This window comes from Gammaproteobacteria bacterium, from assembly GCA_029884425.1.
Lineage (GTDB): Bacteria > Pseudomonadota > Gammaproteobacteria > S012-40 > S012-40 > JAOUHV01.
Genome location: JAOUHV010000007.1, coordinates 1 through 21,260 on the forward strand (window position 1 = coordinate 1; position 21,260 = coordinate 21,260).

The window sequence follows — 21,260 nt, forward strand, 5'->3', positions numbered from 1 at the left end:
CCTGCAGCTATGCCGCCACCAAGAACCAGCGAAAAATCTTTTCTGCGGATAAATTCGTAGCCATAAACTACACCGGCGTGAAATGTGTTTATGCCGCCGCCAATGGGTTGGTCAGACTGGCTTTTGAAAATACCAAGATATTGATCCCGGCCATTTTTTGCATCGAGCAAAGTGTCAATGGTGTGATATTGCTGCGGAAAATTATAGGCCAGTGGAGCGTTGAAATCGTGTTTGGTGTACAGCCCGATAAACATGATATCCGCATTTTGTGTCAGCAGGCCAATGCTGGAGGATTGAATGTTATGCGTGCGCAGGTGTACATCATCATACTGCAATAGTGGGATGTATTGAGTGTCATCGTTTTTGGCTTGTGCTGTTTGTGTACAAATCAAGGCGACGATGACATAGTAAAATGAAGTGATGAATTTGTGGTTCATTTCTATGACCTCAGTCTGTTTGTGCCACAGCCTGGATCAGACTGTCTTCAATTGCCTTAACAGCATTGTCATCACTATCTATGATTCGTTGGTCGGTATTGATCTGAAATGCGATGGTGACACCGTATTTTGGATAATATCGAAAGCTGCTGACATAACCGGGAATCCAGCCACTGTGGCCATAGACTGGGCCGAATCTCGGATCGCTAGCGACAACGATGCCGGCAGCGTAGCGAATGTCGGCAGCATTTGGCTGGATGGCAACTCCAGTAAGCAGTTCTGGTAAATATTCGCCGGACATGGCGCGACCAGTAAAAAGTGCCGATCCCCAATGGGCCAGATCGTGAGCCGTGGTGGCCAATCCTCCGCCGGTCCATTCGATGGCGGGATGCCAGTGCAACTGGCCGTGTTTGTCCAGTGTCTTGGCGGGAAGGCCAAATGGGTTGGCTGAGTTCATGTATCCTGCAGCCAGGTTTTTCAGATCGCGGCGATCAGCGGAGGTGGTATCTCGAAGCTGCAAGGGAATCAGGAATCGTTCGCGAATTTCAACGTAGTATGGTTTTTCGCTGGCTTCTTCCAGCACCATTCCCAGCAGTAAATAACCCGTGTCGGAATAGGCCCAACCATGGCCTGCGGCGAACAAAGGAGCTTCGTCCAATATGAATCCGATCAGCCGAACGGGCGGAAATGAGGGTTCAAGTGTGTTTTTTTCCTTGGCGAAGGCGTCATGAAATTTTTTCATGTGCACATGATCAGGCAGTCCGGCGCTGTGCGTGAGCAAATGGCGGACAGTGATTGATTCGTGATTGGGGACGCGATCAAACCACGCATATTTACCCAACCACTTGGATACTGGATCATCCAGTGTCAGGCGGCTTTCCTGCACAAACGCCAGCGTTAATGCGGCAACAAAACTTTTTCCTGTGCTTGCACCAAGCAACCGCGTTTTGTCGGTCATGGCTTTTTTTGTTTCGATATTAGCAACACCGGATGTGATCGTAGTGCTGCTGCCGTCGCTTAAAACATAAGCGACACTGATGCCGGGCAATTGATATTGTTCGCGAATGCTATCGACTCTGGTTTGTAAGTTGTCGGTGCGGGTAACCGGCTGGTAGGCGCACGCGATCAACAACAAAATGCCACTAATCCACAGAATGTTTATCATTTTGGCAGTACCTCGGTGACGGAACCTTCGCGCGCAAACATGTCTGCACGATTGAACCACACCACTATGATGGCAATGACTACGAACAGCCATTCATCATAGGGTTGGGCATCCGGCCAGATAGGATTCATCATTTGAAAGTGGTAAAGATAGGCGAGTAAAAGACTACCGCGAGCACTGTTGAACAGTGATGTTAGAATCACCGAAATCGCCACTACTCCGACAAAAAAAGGGACGAATGCCCAAGTGCTGTGGGCTGTTCCACTGAGCAGAAACGCGGGAATGTGCCAGATAGCCCAGACAATGCCTAGGATCAATCCGGCCCAGAATGGTGCCAGTTTGCGTTGCAGCAAAGGTAGCGCGAGTCCGCGCCAGCCAAATTCTTCGATAGGTCCAAGAAAAAACGCCAGCGCCAACGCCGGGAAGGCAGCAAACCAGGGGGAGAATGGAAGGGGATCGCTGATCGAGCCTTTGATGGCTGCGCCAAGATAAACCACTGCCGGGATACCCAGGATCAGAAACAGCCACCAACTGGCAGACACGCGCCACAATGTCAGCCGACGCAGGAGTCGGCCCAGGCCCGCGATGCCATGTGCGCGCCACACTAGAAACAGTGCGGCGAATCCGGGTGAATACACTGCCAGAATAAACAGCGGATTGCTTGGGCGGATTTCGCCGAACATGGCCACCAATGGCTCGGTGAACAGAATAAGCAGGGCGGCTATACTCCATGTCAAACCGAAGCTGATCGCCAGAAATGGAATCAGTGCTCTGCTGGACAGATCGGATGAGGTGGTTGGCACCATAATTTCTCCTTTCGGATGGAGGACTGAGTTTTGGCAAATGCGTGATAAAATAATTTAGTTAACTAAAATAATAGCGAAAGATTGGCTGTTAGTCAAAATTAATTTAGTTGACTATAAAAATTTATATTTATTATTTATTTCAACTGGTTATAGGCGAATCACTGGGCAAATAATGGACTTTGGCAAGCGAACCCTCAACAAAGCGCAAACCCGTCTGGACATCCTCGACACGGTATACCGGTTAAGTAATTCGACGAATTTCAAGGACTTGAAGGTCAAATCTATTGCCGAGGAGATTGGTATTACGGAAATGACCTTTTTCAATTACTTTCAGAAGAAGGAAGATATTCTCAAGTACATGATGGGAATCTGGGCGCTGGATCTGCTGGTGTTGCAACACCAGCAACCGTTGACTGGTGAGGTGGCGATACGTCGTATCTTCAATCACAGCGCAACGCAGATGAAAAAGCATCCGCGCCTAGTCGTCAATTTTGTTGCCTCGCTGCTGACCAGTGAGCTTGATCCTACGGCGAATGATATTGAGGCCGCAGACCGGTTTTTGCTATATCCCGATTCGCCGGAGCTGTACACACTGCGGATTCCCAGTGGCAATGAGATGTTAATGCAACACCTTATCGAAATTGATCCCAATCACGATCCCACAGCGAAGCTGCTGCAGCTGGCTTCATGTTTTTATGGCGATATTATCGTTGCGCATACCGCCGACTTGGATCTCGGCATGCTCTATTCAAACAGTCTGGATTTGATTTTTAGCAGCGGCAGGGGGGAGGGATAGAGTTTTTCCAGCTGTCAGGAAGGTAATGTTGGTGCTGGTCAGTATTATCGGTCTGCGTCCTCGGGCGCAAGCAAAGTCGAATGTAAGGCACGATCCAAAGTCGAGAATGATGGATTTCTACTCTGCTCCCAAGTTGCCGTCGAAAAAAACGCCCGCTGGCGATGTGCGCAGCGGGCGTGATGTGAACAGCGGGCGCGTTAGCGGTAGCCAGCGCGATCCATCAGCTTGACCGCTTCAACTTGCAGTTCGCCGGCACGCGAAACGTTGATCTGGTTTTGCTTGAATTTGCCCCAGCTGGCAACGATGTCAGACGGTGCTACGTTCGGATTAACTGGATATTCGTGGTTGGCTTCGGCAAATTGTCCCTGGGCCTTGCCGGAAGACAACCATTCCAGCAGCTTGATCGCGCCCTTGGCATTGTCCGCGTGTTTGGTTACACCGGCGCCGGAAATATTGACGTGTACGCCACTGGTTTTCTGATTGGGCCAGAACAATTTGATCGGCAGGTTGGATTTTTCTGTCATCAGGCGGGCAAAGTAATAGGTGTTGCCAATGCCGACATCACACTGACCAGCAGCCACGGCTTCCATCATTTTGGTGTCGTTGGCAAAGGGCTCAGTGGCCAGATTGGCTACCCAGCCTTTGACAATTTCTTCGGTCTTTTTCTGGCCGTGTTCTTCAATCATCATCGCAACCAGGGACTGGTTGTAGACCTTTTGCGACGTGCGCAGACACAGGCGACCTTTCCACTTGGGATTGGCCAGGTCTTCATAGCTGGAAAGGTCAGACGGCTTGAGTTTGGCGGTGTTGTAGACGATAGTGCGGGCCCGAATCGACAGGCCAACCCACTGATTTTGCGGGTCGCGCAAATGGGCTGGAATGTTTTTGTCCAGGGTGGCGGATTTGACCGGTTGCAGCAAACCTTCTTTGCCAGCTTGCCACAGATTGCCGGCGTCGACGGTGATGAACAGGTCCGCCGGGGTGTTGCTGCCCTCGGCCTTCAGCCGCTGCATCAGCGGGCCTTCCTTGTCGGTGATGAACTGGACTTTTACGCCGGTTTCGGCGGTGTAGCTGTCGAACAACGGCTTGATAAGCTGTTCGTTACGTGCGGAATACACCACCACTTCGTCAGCGGCATACAGCAGGTTGGAGGCCAGCAAAGCGGCAGCGCCGGTCAGCAGGGCAAGCATTGGTTTGGCAGACATGAGCGTTTCCTTGTATCGCAAATGGGATTGATTCTTTAGGAATGATAATTATTCTCATTTACAAAAACAAGGGCTAGTTGCTTTTTTATTGCGACAGAGTCGGGTGGGCTCCCGACTCTGGCCGGCAGGTTGTTACTGCCGATAATGAGGATTGGTCCAGCAGGTGGGCAAGGCTTCACCGGAAGGAAAGCTCAGGTTGGCCTTGTCAAAATACGCTGGAGGCTGCAATTCCTCACCACTGTGGAAGCGACCGGCGATTTTGTTCTCGCACGGATTGGCTGCAGCACCGACGTCCAAAACTTCCACCAAATCACCGGATTGTCTGTCTTTCAGGTACATAAATTTCTCCTCACTTGATATGTCCACAAAGTCGGTGTGGACTCGTTTAAGTGTAGATGATTTGGGGCGAGCGTGCTGCTACAGGGTATGTATTCCGGCTTGTACCAATTGCTGCAGTCGTTGGGCGTTGACGGGTTCGCTGATGGCAAAGCCCTGCAGCATTTCGCAGCGTAACTGACGCAAAAACTCAATTTGCTGAGGCTGTTCAACACCTTCGGCGACCACGTCCAGCCCCAGGCTTTTGGCCATGCCGACCACGCCGCGGACGATGGCTTCGTCGTCTTTGTCGTGGCCGATATCCATAACAAAGGATCGGTCGATTTTAATGGTGTGAATGGGGAAACGTTTGAGATAAATCAAAGACGAAAAGCCGGTGCCAAAGTCATCCAGCGCCAGGCTGACTCCCAGATTCTCGATTTCCTCTAGGGTTTCACGCGCGCGAATTTCATTGCGCATCAATACACTTTCGGTGACTTCCAATTCCAACTGTTCAGCAGGGATGTGGTATTTGGCCAGCGCCTCCTTAACCACTTTCAGCAGGTCGCCGTGATCGAATTGGCGAGCACTGATGTTGACGGCGATGCGAATTTTGCGCATACCTTGATCACGCCATTCGCTGAGTTGTTGGCAGACCTGGTGAATAATCCATTCACCGATACGGACAATCATGCCGGTTTCTTCCAGTACAGGAATAAAATCAATCGGCAACACTAATCCCATTCCCGGATGCTTCCAGCGCAGCAGCGCTTCGGCAGCGACAATATTGCCGCTGTCGGGGCTGATTTGTGGCTGGTACAACAGGAACAGCTCATTGCGGTCTAACGCGTGACGCAAATTGCTTTCCATCAGGTGGCGATTCAATGCTTTCTGGCGCATTTCCATCGCGTAAAACTGATAGTTGTTGCGGCCTTGTTCCTTGGCGCGATACATCGCCAGATCGGCATTTTTCAACAGGCCGCGACCATCATCGCCGTCATTGGGTGACATGCTGATACCGATGCTGGGTGTGACATAAAACTGGTTGATACCGACTTCGATCGGCGCAGAAAAATTTTCAATGATGTTATCGGCAATGCGTGGTACGACGTTTTCGTCGGTGATGTCTTCCAGCAAAATGGCAAATTCATCCCCCGCCAGACGGGCGACGGTATCGCCTTTGCGCACACAGCGGATAAAACGCTGTGCTGCGGTGATGAGTACGGTATCGCCGGTATCGTGACCGCTGGAGTCATTGATATTTTTGAAGTGATCCAGGTCGATAAAAAACACGGCAACCGACATGCGATTGCGCTCGGCACGTTTGAGCGCCTGGTCAAGGCGGTCGGTAAACAGTGTGCGATTGGGCAACTTTGTCAGCGCATCATGGTGGGCAAGAAAATTCAGGCGCTCCTGGGTTTCTATGCGTTCAGTGATGTCTTTGCCTGTAGATATGTAGTGGGTGATTCGGTGTTCTTCGTCGTACAGCGGAGTGATGGTTTTTTCTTCGGAATACAACGAACCATCCTTGCGGCGGTTTACAATAATGTCGTTAAACACCACGCCGGAAGAAATGGTGGCCCACATCCGTCGATAGTATTTCTCATCTTGTTTTTCTGATTTGATGATTGACGGGTATTGGCCAATGGCTTCTTTTTTGTTGTAGCCGGTGGTGTGTTCGAACGCTTTATTGACGAAAATAATTTTGCCATCATCGTCAGTGATAATGACGGAGTCGGCGGTTTTTTCCAGTGCGTTGGAGAGCAGTTTTTGTTGCGAAGCGGCTGAACGGCGCTCCTGGATATCAATGATACTGGCATAAATCAGTGTTTGTTCGCCCAGCGGCAGATAAACAAGATGAATTTCGCAGCTGATGGCATGACCGGTGGCGTGGCGGATATCGCATTCGACGACGGATTTTTTGCCAGCATTTTTTTGCGGAGGAAATATTTTGACCAATGCATTGGCCAGCTTGTCTGCCGAGGCAGCCTGATGGACGAATAGCGTATCGAAATATTGGCCGACAAGGGTGCTACGAGGCTGGGCGATGAGTTCCTGGGCATGCTGATTGACGTCGGTGATTTTTCCATTTTGCGCATCGAGAATAAAAATGGCATTGGGGGCGTGTTCAAAAAGTAACCGTTGTTTTTCTTCACTGCTGCGCAAATTGCGCAGCATAATGAGACTGCTTAATGCATCAGCGATGCGGTGGCCAATGGCTTCGAACAGATGGCGTTCATAATCGCCGTAGGTGTGCGCGATCTGGCAGTGTTGAATGGCAAAATTCCAAGTGTGGCTACCCCGTGGAAAAATGGCGCAACGCATTTCCGACTGAATGCCCAGCAGGGTGATGACCACAGGAGGAATGCGTATTTCATTTTCTGCCCCCGCTGCGCAGGTCTTGCCACTAGGATTATTGATTTGCTGCAGGTAGGCTCGAAGTTCGGCGTTTTCGGGGTGTGACGTATTGGGATTGAAACTTGAGGGCCAGGAAGGGCGGGTACGCTCCATGGGTACATGCCAGCGGCCAGTTTGCTGACGAGATGGATAGTAGAAAAAGGCGCGCTCGCAATCAAAAATGTCGAGCACAGCATCAAGAATATTTTTCAACGCGTCATTGATATCACTGTGGCGCAGTGATATTTCACTGATCTGATTGATGACCGCCAAAAAATGCGGCTTGTTTTCGAAAGACTCAGGGAGAGTCACGAACACCTCCGGAAAACGTAATGCAGCCGTAAAACTAAAATCTCGTCTAGTTTTCCATGTGTGGTGGAACTGCCTCGGCGGAACCTGGAATGGCAAAGGTTGCCGAACTGCCGGGCCACAACATGCTAAATCGCGTATTTTAACTATAGCTTAAGGCCACCGTCTTCAATATTTTCCCGGAGGCGAAATTTGGTGCGGCGGTAGTATATGGCTGTTAATCTGGGAGGCTCAGACCCTAGTAGTTTTCTTCCCAGCTGATATAGTTTTCGAGTTCTTTGATTTTGCTTTTTTGTTCGCGAATGATTTCTTCGACGACGTCACCGAGTGAGATGATCCCGACCAAGTCGTCTTCCTGCAACACCGGGAGGTGGCGGATGCGTTTGCCAGTCATCAATACCATGCAGTCATTGATGGTATGGTCGGGGGTGACGTATAGCACTTGCCGGGTCATAATTTCGGTTACGCGTGTTTCCTTTGAGGTTTTTCCTTTGAGGATGACCTTGCGGGCGTAATCTCTTTCGGAAACGATGCCGACCAGGCTGTTATTTTGGACGACCAGCAAGGCGCCAACGCCTTTTTCGTCCATAAGCTTAATCGCGTCGAACACGCTCTTTTCCGGGCTGATGCGCCAGATGTCGCTGTTTTTCTGTTTGAGCAGTGTGGCAACCGTACTCATATTAACCTCCGTGGTTGGTCGGGGAAGTCCTATGGGTAGTATCGGTCGTCAGTGAAAAAGATATTTAGCAGTAACAGTAATGTTTAACGTGGCCGGTATATAATTCCGGCCACGTGGAAAAGCTTGGATTTAGGAAGCTGATGGGCTGGCTTCTGCGCCCTGATCTTCCTGAGCAGGCTCATCGCCTTCGGGTTGGTTGTCGCTTTCGGGTTGGACGTCGCCTTCATCCTGGGCGCCCTGATCCATCATGTCAATGCAGTCGGCAATATAGTTTTCCAACTCGTCTTTGTCGACAATGCCGGCATCGGCAGCTTCTGCGCGGCAAGCGTCATGAGCATTGTGCTCGCCAGCGGCGAAGCTGTTTTGGGCAGCGAACATTCCACCAAGCATGAGGCTGGTAGCAAGGACTAAAATTTTTTTCATTGAGACTCTCCATCGTGGTCTGCTATCTACCAATTGCTAATTGGTTCAAGTATTTAACGTTTGACAATCAGCGCAGTAAAACAATAAATTTTTGTTGATGCGATAAATAATTGTGTTTGAGTGAGGAGTGGGCATTCGTGGATGTCGCGTTGCTGAAGACGTTTGTGGAATTAAGCCGGAGTCGCCATTTTGGCAAAACGGCAAAGGCACTGTTTTTGACCCAGTCGGCGGTTAGTGCGCGGATTAAGGCGCTGGAGCAGAGTGTGGGTGTTTGTCTGCTGAGTCGTGATCGTAACAATATTCATCTGACGGCGGCGGGGCAGAAGTTTTTGGTTTACGCAGAGCGAATGTTGTTGCTGTGGAATCAGGCGCGCCACGACACCGCGCTTCAGGAAGAAAACAAGGAATTTCTGGTGTTGGGTGCATTACCCAGCATTTGGGACACTACCTTGCAGGACAACTTGCTGATGTGGCGCAAGGAGCGGCCTCAGTTGGCATTGCAAGTTGAAGTTCATGGTCGGGATACGCTGCTAAAATTGCTGCACGAAGGTATTTTGGACGCGGCATTCGTGTTTGATTTGCCGATTCGCGGCTCGTTCAAGGTGCAGGAACTCAACCAGCTACAGCTGCGTCTTTACAGCACGCTGCCAGATTTGCCTGCGGCTGAACTGGTGGCCAGAGAAGATTACATTTACGTGGATTGGGGTGAAGCGTTTCGCAGTCAGCATTTGCAGATGTTTACTCAGGCGCCGCCGGCCATGCTGCAGGTGAGTCACGGTCGTTTGGCGCACAATCTGCTCAATCAACAAGGGGGAAGTGCCTATTTGTCATTGACGCCAGACCGGGCAAACGGACTGACGTTGGTGGAGGAGGCGCCTGTCATGCAACGGGACTGTTACGCTCTGTACCGGACTGATTGTGCAAATGTTGCGTTGCTGGAATGGATGATGTCCACGCTCTGATCTCGCTCAGCGAGCTGTTCGCGATAGCGAGATGAGTTTGGCTCGAGGCAGGTTGATGTATTGCAAAAACTCGTTGTACGGCAGTGCTGGCGAGAACAGATACCCTTGACCCACATCACACCCCAATTGTTGCAGGCTGCGCAATTGGGCGTCAGTTTCTATGCCTTCGGCGACAATTTTTAAATTCAATCGATGTCCCAGGCTGATGATGGCGTCGATGATGGAGGGGTCGTGTCCTGGTGTGATGGCACTGACAAAACGTCGATCAAGCTTGAGACAATCCAGTGGCAAGTCATGTAGGTAGCCCAGTGACGAATATCCCGTACCAAAGTCATCAACGGCCACACTGATATTTTGTTCGCGCAAGGCGGCAAGAATTTGTTCGCCGCGCTTTATATCGTCCATCAGCATGGTTTCGGTGATTTCAAGTTCCAGCATATGAGGTGGAAAACCGGTATCGCGCAAAATCTGCTGCACCATGGAAACAAAGTTTTCGGCAAAAAATTGTTTAATGGTGACATTGACCGCCAGTGAAATGGGGTGTCCTAAGTTGATCCAGTAGCTGGCTTGCTCGCAGGCCGTTCGCAATACCCAGCCTTCAATTTCCAGCATGAAGGCGCTGTTTTCCAGTTGTGGTAAAAATGCGCCTGGCAGCAGCAGGCCCTTTTCATGGTGTTGCCAACGGATTAGTGCTTCGCAGCCGATAGGCTTTAGGGTTTTTAGATCGATTTTTGGCTGGTAGTACAGTACGAATTCATTATTGGCTAAACCATGTTTGGCATCGTTGAGCAGGCGTTGATGATGCAGTACTTCGGTTTCCAATTCGGGTGAATAAAAACTGAAATTATTTTTACCCAGTGCTTTGGCCTGATACATTGCCATGTCGGCCTGTTTTAGTAGTTTGCTGACGGTAGATTCCTCGTTCATGAGGGCAATGCCAACGCTGATGGAAATGTCTATGCGTTTGTCATTTAAGGCAATGGGTTGAGCGATGTGATTGAGTATTTTTTGGGCGATGCTGTCAACTTGTGCCGTGTCACAACGGATGATCATGGCAAACTCATCTCCTCCCAGACGGGCAATGACGTCATCTGGGCGTAACAAGTTGGCGAGCCGGGCGGCGATAATGCGCAGCAGACGATCGCCCGCGTCATGACCATAAAAGTCGTTGATTGGTTTAAAATTATCCAGATCCAAAAACATCAGGTAGCGACTGTTGGCGTCGTCATTGTTGTTTTGCAATTGTTTTTCCAGCAGCTGGGTAAAATGGCGGCGATTGGGCAGTGCGGTTAATGGGTCGTAATTGGCCATTTTCTCAGCGACGACACGAGCATTTTCCACGTGGACTGTTTGTTCAACGACTTGGTTGATATGGCGTTTGACCTGGCGTCCCAGACGGTACAGTGCCATGGCCAATAACCCCAGTCGGTCGTTGGCTCGAAATGGAACAGGAGTACTGCTATCGTTTGTGATGGCATTGGCGTACTTGATTAGCCAACGTAAGCGTTGATCGAGAATATAAGCAATGGCGAGCGTGATCAGCAATGGCAGAGCGATCAGTAAAACGATGAATATCGTAATCAGATTGCTTTCATCGGTGTTGAGTTGCTGTAGCTGATTGATGGTTTGATTGTTATTGGCAAGTAACCGCTGCCGTAATTCGTTGTTTTGGACGCGGAGAAAAAGTGCTGACTGGTTGAATAAATGCTCTATCTGATGAATTTGAGTAGAGACTTGCAGGTAAAGCCGTTGTTGTTCCGCAGGGGTTTTGGCTTCGCCAAGGCGATTGTGCAACGCGATCAGTGATTCAGTGCCCGCGGCAATTTGTGCGCGTAATTTTGGATTAATGGCACTGGAGTCTGTTTGACGCAACTGTTGGTAGGCCAGCGTTAACTGGGTACTGACATTTTGTGAAGCTTCTGAAATGCTCTTTTGATCGGGGGACTGTGATTCCAATTGAAAATGGTAGTTATATATCGCAGACGAGAGTTGGTTGACAGCTAGCTCGTAGGGCAGCAGTTTATTTAGGGCGAAATTTGTTTGTTGCAGCGTCTGCTGTACTTGATGGTGTATGGTGGTTTCGGTCTGCTGCTGAGACACGAAGGTGTGGTTTATCCCAATGCCAATAACCAACGACATGCCCAGCCCCACGACGAGGGCAATGGTATAAATGCGCCCCATGGACCACAGTTTTTTTTTCTTACTGCTGAGCATTAATGTAATTCCAGAATTTACAGATGGTTACGTGATAATAAAGCAGGGTCTGCAGGCGCTGGGGGCGGCCTAAGCGCCTTGGCAGGAACCATGAAATATCCGCACACATATGCCTTCAAACTAGTGAATGAGAGCTACAGGACAGTGTCGGTCAACAGGGGCAAATACATTAGGGGTAAGGATAAATAATGGTGGAATTAAGTTTTCTGGCATCCAGCCAGGCGTTGCCCGGCAGGGTCGAGGTGATGGCAGTGACCGAACCCCACGCCGTGACGGGACAGCCGATACTGGCCCCGTTTCCGGTGGGGTTGGCGCAGGCATATTTTGGATTGGGGTGTTTTTGGGGGGCAGAGCGGTTGTTTTGGACCCAAGCGGGGGTGTGGACGACGGCGGTGGGCTACGGTGGTGGGTATACGCCCAATCCTACTTATCGGGAAGTCTGTTCCGGGCTGACGGGGCATACTGAACTGGTGATGGTGGTTTTTGATCCTCAGCAAATCAGTTACGTGCAACTGCTGCAAATATTTTGGCAGGCTCATGATCCGACTCAGGGCATGCGCCAGGGCAACGATGTGGGGACGCAGTACCGATCGGGCATCTATTTTATGGATGAGTCGCAGCAGCAACTGGCATTGCGCAGTCGGGAAATCTATCAGCGGGAGCTACTAAAGTTCGGCAGGGGAGCGATTACCACCGAAATTTTACCGGCAGGCCCATTTTACTATGCCGAGGCTTACCATCAGCAGTATTTGGCCAAAAATCCCGGTGGTTATTGTGGCTTGGCTGGGACGGGAGTGCCCTGTCCCGGGGTGGATTAACGAGCGCGGCTCATGACGCGCTGTTTTTCGCGCTGCCAGTCACGGTCTTTTTCGGTGGCGCGTTTGTCGTGCAGTTTCTTGCCCTTGGCCAAGCCGATTTCCAGTTTGGCGCGCGAACCTTTCCAGTACATCGCCAAGGGGATCAGCGTGTAGCCCTTGCGCTCAATGGCACCGGTGAGCTGATCAATTTCGTGGCGGTTAAGCAACAGCTTGCGAATACGGTTGGACTGGGGAACGATGTGGGTGGATGCGGTCAACAGCGGCGTGATCAGCACGTTGGAGACGAAGGTTTCGCCGTTTTTCACGAACACATAGGCATCGCTGATCTGGCACTTGCCTGCGCGCAGGCTTTTGACTTCCCAGCCCTCCAGCACTAAGCCAGACTCGAAGGTCTTTTCTATGAAATAGTCATGGCGCGCTTTTTTGTTGAGCGCGATGGTTGACGAGGTATTGCCGTTTTTGTTTTTGGGCTTGTTCATAGGGCGGCTATTATAGCCACAAGCGCGGCCAATTGGCATAGCTTTGCGGTTATGTCCTTGTTTGTAATGGCGGGAGGCCTGGCGTGGGTTGTGTTATGCGGCAAATTTACGCAAAATGCCAAGCAAAATTTTTCGGAGCTGGCTAAGGTAATGAGCGAATCAAGGCAGTCTATCCATGGCGAATGGTCCGGTCGCTTGGCGTTCATCCTGGCTGCGACGGGCTCGGCGGTAGGCTTGGGCAATATTTGGAAGTTCCCGTATATTACCGGCGAAAATGGCGGCGGTGCGTTCGTGCTGGTGTATTTGTTGTGCGTGGCGGCGATAGGTATTCCCATCATGGTTGCCGAAATTATGCTCGGTCGTCGTGGCCGGAGTACGCCAGTGAACACCATGACCCGCCTGGCTGCAGAAGCCGGTGGCAGTTCTGCCTGGAAGTGGCTGGGCTGGATGGGGATGCTGGCTGGCTTTCTGATTCTATCATTCTATAGTGTCATTGGCGGTTGGGCGCTGGCGTATGTGCCGGCGCTGGGCTCTGGGGCGTTTGCCGGTCAGGATGCGGCATTTGTTGGCGATCAATTCGCCAGCTTGCTGGGGTCGCCGCTGACGCTACTGGCTTGGCACACCTTGTTTATGGTTCTGACCATGGCGGTGGTCGCGCGCGGCGTTCGCGGAGGTCTGGAAAAGGCCGTGTATGTGCTGATGCCGGGACTGTTTGTGCTGATGCTCATCTTGGTGGGGTATGCGATGAGCATGGGCCACTTTGCGCGAGCGGTGGAATTTTTGTTCACACCAGATTTTTCCAAGATTACTGGCACCGGTATTTTGATTGCCATGGGGCATTCCTTTTTCACGCTGAGTCTGGGAATGGGAGCGATCATGATCTACGGTTCCTATCTGCCCAAGCGAGTTTCGATTGCGCGGACAACGTTCATAATCGCGATCGCTGATACCACCGTGGCTTTGCTGGCAGGCTTGGCCATTTTCCCCATAGTATTTTCCAACGGTCTGGAGCCGGGAGCGGGTCCGGGGTTGGTCTTTGAAACCTTGCCGCTGGCGTTCGCGCATATGCCCGGTGGGACGATAGTGGGCACCTTGTTTTTTGTGCTGCTGGTGTTTGCAGCGTGGACATCGTCTATTTCGCTGATCGAGCCTGCGGTTACTTGGCTGGTGGAAAAGCGCGGCATGACCCGGATAAAAGCATGTCTTTTCTTGGGAATGTCGGCTTGGCTGCTGGGTGTGGGTACGGTACTGTCGTTCAATGAGTGGTCCGAGATCAAGCTTTTTGGCAAAACGTTTTTTGACTCGCTGGATTTTCTGACAACAAATATTTTGCTCCCGCTGGGTGGTTTGCTGATCGCCATTTTTGCGGGATGGGTATTGCCGCGCCAGATTTGCCGTGACGAATTGGAAATGAAAGAGCAACTGGGTTTTCGGATATGGTTATTTTTGATTCGTTATGTGACACCGGTGGCGATTTTCTGCGTGTTTCTTAATGTGGTTGGTCTGATCTAATCGAGGCGCGCGATGACAGCGGTAAAACGTAATGCTCTGGTGCCGTTTAGTGCACAACAGATGTTTGATTTGGTCGATGATATAGAGGCGTATCCGCAATTTTTGCCGTGGTGCAAATCAGCAAGTGTGCATAGCCGCGATGCGCTGCAAGTGACTGCCAGTATCGAGATTGCCAAAGCAGGTATTCAGCAAACGTTTACGACGCGTAACCTCAATACCCAAGGCGAGGTTATTGAAATGCAGTTGGTGGATGGCCCGTTTCAGGCGTTGCACGGCTACTGGCGATTTCAGGCGTTGAACGAAAATGCGTGCAAGGTGTCATTGGATTTGGAATTTGAATTTTCCAGCAAGGTGTTGAGCATGACGTTGGGGCCGGTGTTTTCCCAAATCTGCAATACCATGGTGGAGGTCTTTGTGAAACGTGCTCGGGAAGTGTACAGCGCATGACGCAGCAACAGGAAATGATTCGGGTGGAAGTGGCTTATGCCCGTCCGGATGTGCAGGAAATTTTTGCGCTGGAAGTGGAAGCCGGTACCAATGCCGAGCAGGCCATCGTGCGCTCGGGGGTGCTGGAAAAATTTCCAGAAATTGATTTGGCCAACAATAAAGTAGGGATTTTTGGCAAGTTGACCAAATTGCAGCAACCATTGATCGCCGGTGATCGGGTGGAGATTTACCGGCCATTGCTGGCGGACCCAAAAGAAGTTCGCCGTCGTCGCGCCGCCGAGGGCAAACGCATGAAAAAGGGCGGTGGTGATGTTGCTAGTGGTGACGCGGTAAGTGAATAACGCCTAGCTGGCGTTATTGCTTGTCGATTTTTGTGACTTTTCCGTCTTCGAAAAATACCGTGACCCGGCTGTGCTCCCGACTGTAGGGTGCCGCGCCGTCTTGTTTGGTGTAGATGTAATCCCAGCGATTGGCGTGAAACGGATCTTGCAGCAGCGGGGTGCCCATGATGAAGCGGACCCGGTCCTGGGTCATGCCCGTTTGCAGCTGGGCGACGGCATCCGCTTCGATGACGTTACCTTGCTGGATATCGATGGTGTGTATGGTGCAAGCCGGCAGGAATGCGCTTACAATGACTAAATTTCTGAGGATCTTGCCCATGGGTGAAATTCATTGTTGAAACCAAGGCTAATGTTACCTGAAAGCCGACAAAAATATAACACCTTATAGAAAAGGATTATCGCTTTGGATAGTCAGGATTTGAAAAACGCCGGTCTGAAGGCAACCGGTCCCCGCATTAAAATTTTGGAATTGCTGGAACAGGGCGACAATGCCCACTTAAGTGCCGAGGATATTTACCGGATGTTGACCGAGACCGGCGAGGATGTTGGTCTGGCAACGGTATATCGCGTGTTGACCCAGTTTGAGTCAGCAGGGCTGGTGGTGCGCCACAAATTTGAAGATGGTCGTGCGGTGTTTGAGCTGGACAGCGGCGGTCATCACGATCATATCGTTTGCGTGGGCTGTGGCAAAGTGAAAGAGTTTGTCGATAACGTCATCGAGCAGCGGCAGAAAGAAATTGCGGAAAAAGCCGGATTTCAAATGACCGATCACTGTTTGTATATCTACGGCCTTTGCGCTAATTGCCGTTAATTAGCGCAATAAAAAACTTTTGGGCAACTTCGCCGTTGCCTTTAAAAAACTGCACTATAATTTAATCAGGGTCCGGTACAAAAGGGACCCGTGGGAACCGTCTCTCTCGAGACGGCATTTATGGAAGGTATAGCAACTCTTCTCACATGGCCCCCGCGGTGTGCGTCATGCACCGTGGGGGTTTAGTTTTTGCTGGCCGCGACCTCATGTACCAGCGAAATTTTATTATCCTGATCGACATTTTCCAGGCGCACACCAAATCCCCAAAGACGAGACAAATGCTTCATGACTTCGTGCAAACTGGAGTCATGTAATGGTCTGCGGTTGTACTGATAGTGTCGTAGTGTCAGGCTGCGGTCACCCCAGCGATTGACGTTATAAACCTGGATATTAGGTTCAATATTGCCCAGATTGTATTGATCTGCCAGATGTTGACGAACCGTGCGATATCCTTCGTCATTGTGGATCGCATCGACCATCATAAACTGATCTTTGTCGTCATCACGAATAGAGAATAGTTTCATATCGCGAATAACTTTTGGGGACAGGTATTGGGCAATGAAGCTCTCATCCTTGAAGTTTCGCATGGCGAAATCCAAGCTGCTGATCCAGTCACTACCTGCCAACTCAGGAAACCAGCGACGATCTTCGTCCGTGGGATGCTCACAAATACGGCGAATGTCCGTCATCATCGCAAACCCCAGTGCGTAGGGGTTGATTCCAGAATAATATTTGCTGTCGAATTCCGGTTGATATACCACATTGGTGTGTGATTTCAGAAACTCGACCATGAAACCCTCGTCGACCAAACCTTCATCATACATGTGGTTAAGCAGCGTATAGTGCCAGAAGGTTGCCCACCCTTCATTCATGACTTTGGTTTGTCGCTGAGGATAAAAATATTGTGCGATTTTTCGCACAATACGCACAATTTCACGTTGCCAGGGTTGAAGTAGTGGTGCATTTTTTTCGATGAAATACAGAATGTTTTCCTGGGGTTCTTTGGGGAACCGCTCGGCATTTTCCTTATTTTCTTTGTCTGGCGTGGGGATGGTTCGCCACAGTTCATTGACTTGGCTTTGCAGATATTCTTCACGTTCTTTTTGTCTGGCTTGCTCGTTTCGCAGTGACAAACGCTGAGGACGCTTGTAACGATCGACGCCAAAATTCATCAATGCATGGCAAGAGTCGAGTATTTCCTCAACGGCATCAATGCCATAACGCTTCTCGCATTCTGCGATGTATTTTTTGGAGAAAACCAGATAGTCAATAATGGCGTCGGCGGAAGTCCATTGTTTGAAAAGGTAGTTGTTTTTGAAAAATGAATTGTGACCATAGCAGGCATGGGCAATAACCAGTGCTTGCATCGTCATGGTGTTTTCTTCCATGAGATACGATATGCACGGATCAGAGTTGATTACGATCTCGTAAGCCAGACCCATTCGGCCACGCTTGTATTTTTTTTCGGTGTCGAGGAATTGTTTGCCGTAGGACCAATGGTTGTAGCCTACCGGCATACCCACCGAAGAGTATGCATCCATCATTTGTTCCGCGCTGATGACTTCTATCTGATTGGGATAGGTTTGCAGGCGGTAGAGCTTGGCGATACGGCCTATTTCACGCTCGTATTCGTCAAGTAGGTCAAAAGTCCATTCTGAACCCTCAGAGAGCAGCTTGCGCTTCTCGCTCATGACTTCACCTCAGTTTGTCTTTTGAACAGCTCGCGGAAGACAGGGTATATGTCTGCCGCAGAATCAATTTGCTGCATGGCGAAATGTGGGTGACTGCTACGTAGTCGCTGGTATTGATGCCAGAGACTTTGATGCTGATCCGGTGTTATTTCGACATAGGCAAAGTATTGCACCAAGGGAAGAAGTTTGCTGTCCATGATGTTGTGGCAGAGTGAAGAATCATCATGCCAGTTGTCGCCATCCGAAGCTTGCGCGACGTACACATTCCAGTCATCGCTGGTGTAACGATCACTGATAATGTCGTGCGCCAGGTTGAGAGCGCTAGAAACCACGGTTCCGCCTGTTTCACGAGAATAGAAGAATTCCTGTTCGTCAACTTCACGTGCGGTGGTGTGATGGCAAACAAAAACGATCTCTATTTTTTCATAGTTCCTGGTTAAGAACAGATACAGCAGGATAAAGAACCGCTTCGCCAATTCTTTTTTAAGCTGATCCATGGAGCCTGACACGTCCATGATGCATATCATGGCTGCTTGTGTCGTTGGCTTTGGGACTTCAATTCTGTTGTTATATCTAAGATCAAAAGTATCGATGAAAGGTATTGCTGATATTTTCTTCTTAACAATTTCTATCTCGCGCTTTAGATCGATAATAATAGGATCAGTTTCAGCGTGGGACAGCAGTAGTTCTTCGAGCTTGTCCTCCAGTTCTTTCAGTTTTCTTTTGTGCGGGCCACGAAGGGCGATGCGTCTGGCCTTTGCGCCTCGCAGGGATCTAACCACATTGATGTTTGTTGGAACGCCGTTTTGGGTGTAACCGGCGCGAACCCTGTTTTTGTCGTAAATGGTGGCTAGTTTTGTTTTGACGAGATTGGGTAGTTCAAGATCCTCAAAGAAAAATTCCATGAATTCTTCTTTGCTTAGCTCGAAAACAAAATCATCCTCACCGCTGCCGTCATTGCTGGCCTTGTTTCCCTGGCCTTGACCACTGCCGCCGCTAGGGCGCTTTATTTTGTCACCAGTGGAAAACTGTTTGTTGCCAGGGCTGACGATAGTTCTATCGCCGCCCTGACCGTGATGGATGACAGGTTCAGAGATGTCTTTTGAAGGAATGGTGATGGTTTCTCCGCCCTCAATATCAGATATTTTTCTGCCAGATATAGCGTTGCTGACAGCCTTTTTAATCTGAGTCTTGAAGCGGCGGAGAAAGCGCTGCCGATTCACAGCGCTTTTGTTTTTGCCGTTTAGTCGTCTGTCTATAATGCGAGACAAGGGACACCTCGATTTGTTTAGGAGGATTTACGTACACGCAGATACCATTCGCAAAGCAGACGGACCTGTTTGGCTGTGTAGCCTTTTTCTGTCATGCGGTTAACAAAATCCTCGTGCTTCCTCTTGTCTTCTCCCGATGATTTGGGATTGAACGAAATGACAGGAAGCAAATCTTCGGTGTTCGAGAACATTTTCTTCTCGATGACATTACGAAGTTTCTCGTAGCTGGTCCATTTCGGATTCTTTCCGTTGTTGTTGGCTCTGGCGCGAAGCACAAAGTTAACAATTTCATTGCGGAAATCTTTCGGATTGGAAATTCCAGCGGGTTTCTCAATTTTTTCAAGTTCTTCATTGAGAGCCGAGCGGTTGAAGATTTCGCCAGTGTCAGGATCCCGGTATTCTTCATCTTGAATCCAGTAATCCGCATAGGTGACGTAGCGGTCGAAAATATTCTGACCGTATTCGGAATAGGACTCAAGATAGGCGGTCTGAATTTCTTTGCCGATGAATCCAATGTATTCAGGAACCAGCATGCCCTTGATGTAGGATAGGTAGCGTTCCTCAACTTCGCTGGGGAACTGTTCCTGCTCAATTTGTTGTTCTAGAACATACAGCAGATGCACAGGGTTGGCAGCTACTTCAGTATTGTCATAGTTGAATACGCGGGACAGTATTTTGAATGAAAAACGGGTAGACAACCCATTCATTCCCTCGTCGACGCCGGCGAAATCCCGGTATTCCTGATAGGATTTGGCATTTGGGTCGGTGTCTTTCAGGCTTTCACCATCATAGACTTTCATTTTCGAGAAAATGCTGGAATTCTCTGGCTCTTTCAGTCGTGTTAGCACAGAGAATTGCGCTAGCATTTTCAACGTGTCTGGTGCGCATGGCGAATTGGCCAGTGAGCTATTGCGCAGCAGTTTTTCGTAAATTCTGATTTCTTCAGAGTACCGCAAACAGTAAGGCACTTTGACAATGTATATCCGATCGAGGAATGCCTCGTTATTTTTATTGTTGCGGAATGCAACCCACTCGGATTCGTTGGAGTGGGCAAGTACGACACCATCAAACGGTATAGCACCTAAGCCCTCGGTTCCTTTGTAGTTGTGTTCCTGGGTTGCAGTCAGTAATGGATGCAATACTTTGATAGGCGCTTTAAACATTTCCACGAATTCCAGCAAACCCTGGTTTGCTTGGCACAGGCCACCCGAGTAGCTGTACGCGTCTGGATCGTCTTGGGCAAACATTTCCAATTTCCGAATGTCTATTTTTCCGACCAGTGAGGAAATGTCTTGATTGTTCTCATCGCCAGGTTCAGTTTTGGCAATGCATTTTTGTTGAAGAATGGAAGGCCATAGTTTAACGACTTTGAATTTTGAAATATCACCGCCGTATTCATGCAGGCGTTTTACTGCCCATGGCGACAGAATGGTGCTGAGGTAGCGCGAGTTGATGCCGTACTCTTCCTGCAAAATCTTTCCGTCTTCGGCAGGATTGAATAATCCCAGCGGAGATTCGTTGACCGGTGAACCCTTTAAGGCGTAAACCGGATATTTTTCCATCAGTGATTTTAATTTTTCAGCCAAGGAGGATTTGCCGCCACCTACTGGACCCAGTAGATATAGAATTTGTTTGGCTTCTTCCAATCCTTGCGCCGCGTGTTTGAAGTAGGCGACGATTTTTTCTACGGTGTCTTCCATGCCGTAAAAATCTCTGAAAGCAGGGTAGATGTTTATGACGCGGTTTGAGAAAAGTCGACTCAGGCGTTGGTCATTGCGTGTGTCAATTTGCTCAGGTTCGCCGATGGCGGCCAACATGCGCTCCGCAGAGCTGGCATAGACCATTGGATCTTTTTTGCACAGGTCGAGATATTCTTGTAGCGTGAATTCTTCTTCCTGGGATTTTTCATAGCGCGTCATGTAATGTTTAAAAATGCTCATGACCTTTACCTCCGGATGGTTATGCTAACACTGTGTGGGATATTTGGTGATATTTCTCCCTTTCCTTAAGTGATGGGGAGCAAGAAGCAAGCCAGGAAAAATTGAACAAAAACAATGTCGAACACTTGACGCCGTTCGGCGTGTTTCCCAGCGATTTCTGACAAACGAGCCAAAAAAACGGCAAAACGCCGTATCGCACCTATGACAGTATAAAGTATCGGCTGTTGGATTGATTAATCTAT

General features: G+C 49.7%; 21 protein-coding genes. 7 read left to right on the forward strand and 14 right to left on the reverse strand.

Annotated elements, in window-relative coordinates:
- The 3 genes from OEW58_03070 to OEW58_03080 all read right to left on the reverse strand — a co-directional run.
- A partial coding sequence (locus OEW58_03070; protein MDH5300327.1) for a hypothetical protein occupies positions 1 to 437 on the reverse strand: 437 nt, incomplete at its 3' end.
- A gap of 10 nt (positions 438 to 447) precedes the next feature.
- Positions 448 to 1,602 (reverse strand): beta-lactamase family protein, encoded by a 1,155-nt coding sequence (locus OEW58_03075; protein ID MDH5300328.1) that lies wholly within the window; start codon positions 1,600 to 1,602, stop codon positions 448 to 450.
- Positions 1,599 to 2,408 carry a CPBP family intramembrane metalloprotease gene (locus OEW58_03080; GenBank protein ID MDH5300329.1) on the reverse strand — a complete coding sequence of 270 codons (810 nt, stop codon included), beginning with the start codon at positions 2,406 to 2,408 and terminating at the stop codon, positions 1,599 to 1,601. Before OEW58_03080 ends, OEW58_03075 begins: the two co-directional genes overlap by 4 nt.
- A 172-nt stretch (positions 2,409 to 2,580) precedes the next feature.
- Between OEW58_03080 and OEW58_03085 the strand changes: the two genes are divergently transcribed.
- Positions 2,581 to 3,204, forward strand: coding sequence for a TetR/AcrR family transcriptional regulator (locus OEW58_03085; GenBank protein MDH5300330.1), 624 nt, complete (start codon positions 2,581 to 2,583; stop codon positions 3,202 to 3,204).
- Positions 3,205 to 3,401: 197 nt separating this feature from the next.
- Here the strand turns inward: OEW58_03085 and OEW58_03090 are convergent, their stop codons facing one another.
- From OEW58_03090 to OEW58_03110, 5 genes are all read right to left on the reverse strand, one after another.
- Positions 3,402 to 4,394, reverse strand: coding sequence for a Fe(3+) ABC transporter substrate-binding protein (locus OEW58_03090; GenBank protein ID MDH5300331.1), 993 nt, complete (start codon positions 4,392 to 4,394; stop codon positions 3,402 to 3,404).
- A 147-nt stretch (positions 4,395 to 4,541) separates the two neighbouring features.
- A complete protein-coding gene (locus OEW58_03095; protein ID MDH5300332.1) occupies positions 4,542 to 4,748 on the reverse strand; it encodes an acetyltransferase in 207 nt (68 codons plus the stop codon).
- Between the two features lie 78 nt (positions 4,749 to 4,826).
- Complete coding sequence (locus tag OEW58_03100; protein ID MDH5300333.1) at positions 4,827 to 7,433, reverse strand: EAL domain-containing protein; 2,607 nt, start codon at positions 7,431 to 7,433, stop codon at positions 4,827 to 4,829.
- Positions 7,434 to 7,668: 235 nt separating this feature from the next.
- Entirely contained in the window at positions 7,669 to 8,109 is a 441-nt protein-coding gene (locus tag OEW58_03105) for a CBS domain-containing protein (GenBank protein MDH5300334.1), read from the reverse strand.
- Between the two features lie 129 nt (positions 8,110 to 8,238).
- Positions 8,239 to 8,532, reverse strand: a complete 294-nt coding sequence (locus OEW58_03110; protein ID MDH5300335.1) for a hypothetical protein — start codon at positions 8,530 to 8,532, stop codon at positions 8,239 to 8,241.
- A 137-nt stretch (positions 8,533 to 8,669) separates the two neighbouring features.
- Between OEW58_03110 and OEW58_03115 the strand changes: the two genes are divergently transcribed.
- Positions 8,670 to 9,494, forward strand: a complete 825-nt coding sequence (locus tag OEW58_03115) for a LysR family transcriptional regulator (protein ID MDH5300336.1) — start codon at positions 8,670 to 8,672, stop codon at positions 9,492 to 9,494.
- 6 nt (positions 9,495 to 9,500) lie between these two features.
- Here OEW58_03115 and OEW58_03120 read toward each other — a convergent pair whose 3' ends face one another.
- Positions 9,501 to 11,708, reverse strand: a complete 2,208-nt coding sequence (locus tag OEW58_03120) for an EAL domain-containing protein (protein ID MDH5300337.1) — start codon at positions 11,706 to 11,708, stop codon at positions 9,501 to 9,503.
- Positions 11,709 to 11,896: 188 nt separating this feature from the next.
- Between OEW58_03120 and msrA the strand changes: the two genes are divergently transcribed.
- Positions 11,897 to 12,526 carry a peptide-methionine (S)-S-oxide reductase MsrA gene (gene msrA, locus OEW58_03125; protein MDH5300338.1) on the forward strand — a complete coding sequence of 210 codons (630 nt, stop codon included), beginning with the start codon at positions 11,897 to 11,899 and terminating at the stop codon, positions 12,524 to 12,526.
- Here msrA and smpB read toward each other — a convergent pair.
- Positions 12,523 to 13,005 carry an SsrA-binding protein SmpB gene (gene smpB, locus OEW58_03130; GenBank protein ID MDH5300339.1) on the reverse strand — a complete coding sequence of 161 codons (483 nt, stop codon included), beginning with the start codon at positions 13,003 to 13,005 and terminating at the stop codon, positions 12,523 to 12,525. The genes msrA and smpB overlap by 4 nt on opposite strands.
- Positions 13,006 to 13,155: 150 nt before the next feature.
- Here smpB and OEW58_03135 point away from each other — a divergent pair, with 150 nt between their 5' ends.
- From OEW58_03135 to OEW58_03145, 3 genes are read left to right on the forward strand one after another with little or no spacing between them, the layout of a single operon-like run.
- Positions 13,156 to 14,517 carry a sodium-dependent transporter gene (locus OEW58_03135; GenBank protein MDH5300340.1) on the forward strand — a complete coding sequence of 454 codons (1,362 nt, stop codon included), beginning with the start codon at positions 13,156 to 13,158 and terminating at the stop codon, positions 14,515 to 14,517.
- 12 nt (positions 14,518 to 14,529) lie between these two features.
- A complete protein-coding gene (locus OEW58_03140; GenBank protein ID MDH5300341.1) occupies positions 14,530 to 14,964 on the forward strand; it encodes a type II toxin-antitoxin system RatA family toxin in 435 nt (144 codons plus the stop codon).
- Complete coding sequence (locus tag OEW58_03145) at positions 14,961 to 15,305, forward strand: RnfH family protein (protein MDH5300342.1); 345 nt, start codon at positions 14,961 to 14,963, stop codon at positions 15,303 to 15,305. Before OEW58_03140 ends, OEW58_03145 begins: the two co-directional genes overlap by 4 nt.
- A 13-nt stretch (positions 15,306 to 15,318) precedes the next feature.
- Here OEW58_03145 and bamE read toward each other — a convergent pair whose 3' ends face one another.
- Entirely contained in the window at positions 15,319 to 15,624 is a 306-nt protein-coding gene (gene bamE, locus OEW58_03150; GenBank protein ID MDH5300343.1) for an outer membrane protein assembly factor BamE, read from the reverse strand.
- 78 nt (positions 15,625 to 15,702) lie between these two features.
- On the opposite strand from bamE, the gene fur reads away from it, so the two are divergent.
- Complete coding sequence (gene fur / locus OEW58_03155; protein MDH5300344.1) at positions 15,703 to 16,116, forward strand: ferric iron uptake transcriptional regulator; 414 nt, start codon at positions 15,703 to 15,705, stop codon at positions 16,114 to 16,116.
- A gap of 182 nt (positions 16,117 to 16,298) precedes the next feature.
- On the opposite strand, the gene OEW58_03160 is transcribed toward fur, so the two are convergent.
- The 3 genes from OEW58_03160 to OEW58_03170 are packed head-to-tail and all read right to left on the reverse strand — an operon-like array spanning position 16,299 to position 21,018.
- Complete coding sequence (locus OEW58_03160; GenBank protein ID MDH5300345.1) at positions 16,299 to 17,807, reverse strand: SpoVR family protein; 1,509 nt, start codon at positions 17,805 to 17,807, stop codon at positions 16,299 to 16,301.
- Positions 17,804 to 19,078, reverse strand: a complete 1,275-nt coding sequence (locus tag OEW58_03165; GenBank protein MDH5300346.1) for a YeaH/YhbH family protein — start codon at positions 19,076 to 19,078, stop codon at positions 17,804 to 17,806. The genes OEW58_03160 and OEW58_03165 overlap by 4 nt, the downstream gene beginning before the upstream one ends.
- Before the next feature lie 17 nt (positions 19,079 to 19,095).
- Positions 19,096 to 21,018 carry a PrkA family serine protein kinase gene (locus OEW58_03170; GenBank protein ID MDH5300347.1) on the reverse strand — a complete coding sequence of 641 codons (1,923 nt, stop codon included), beginning with the start codon at positions 21,016 to 21,018 and terminating at the stop codon, positions 19,096 to 19,098.
- Between the last annotated feature and the right edge of the window lie 242 nt (positions 21,019 to 21,260).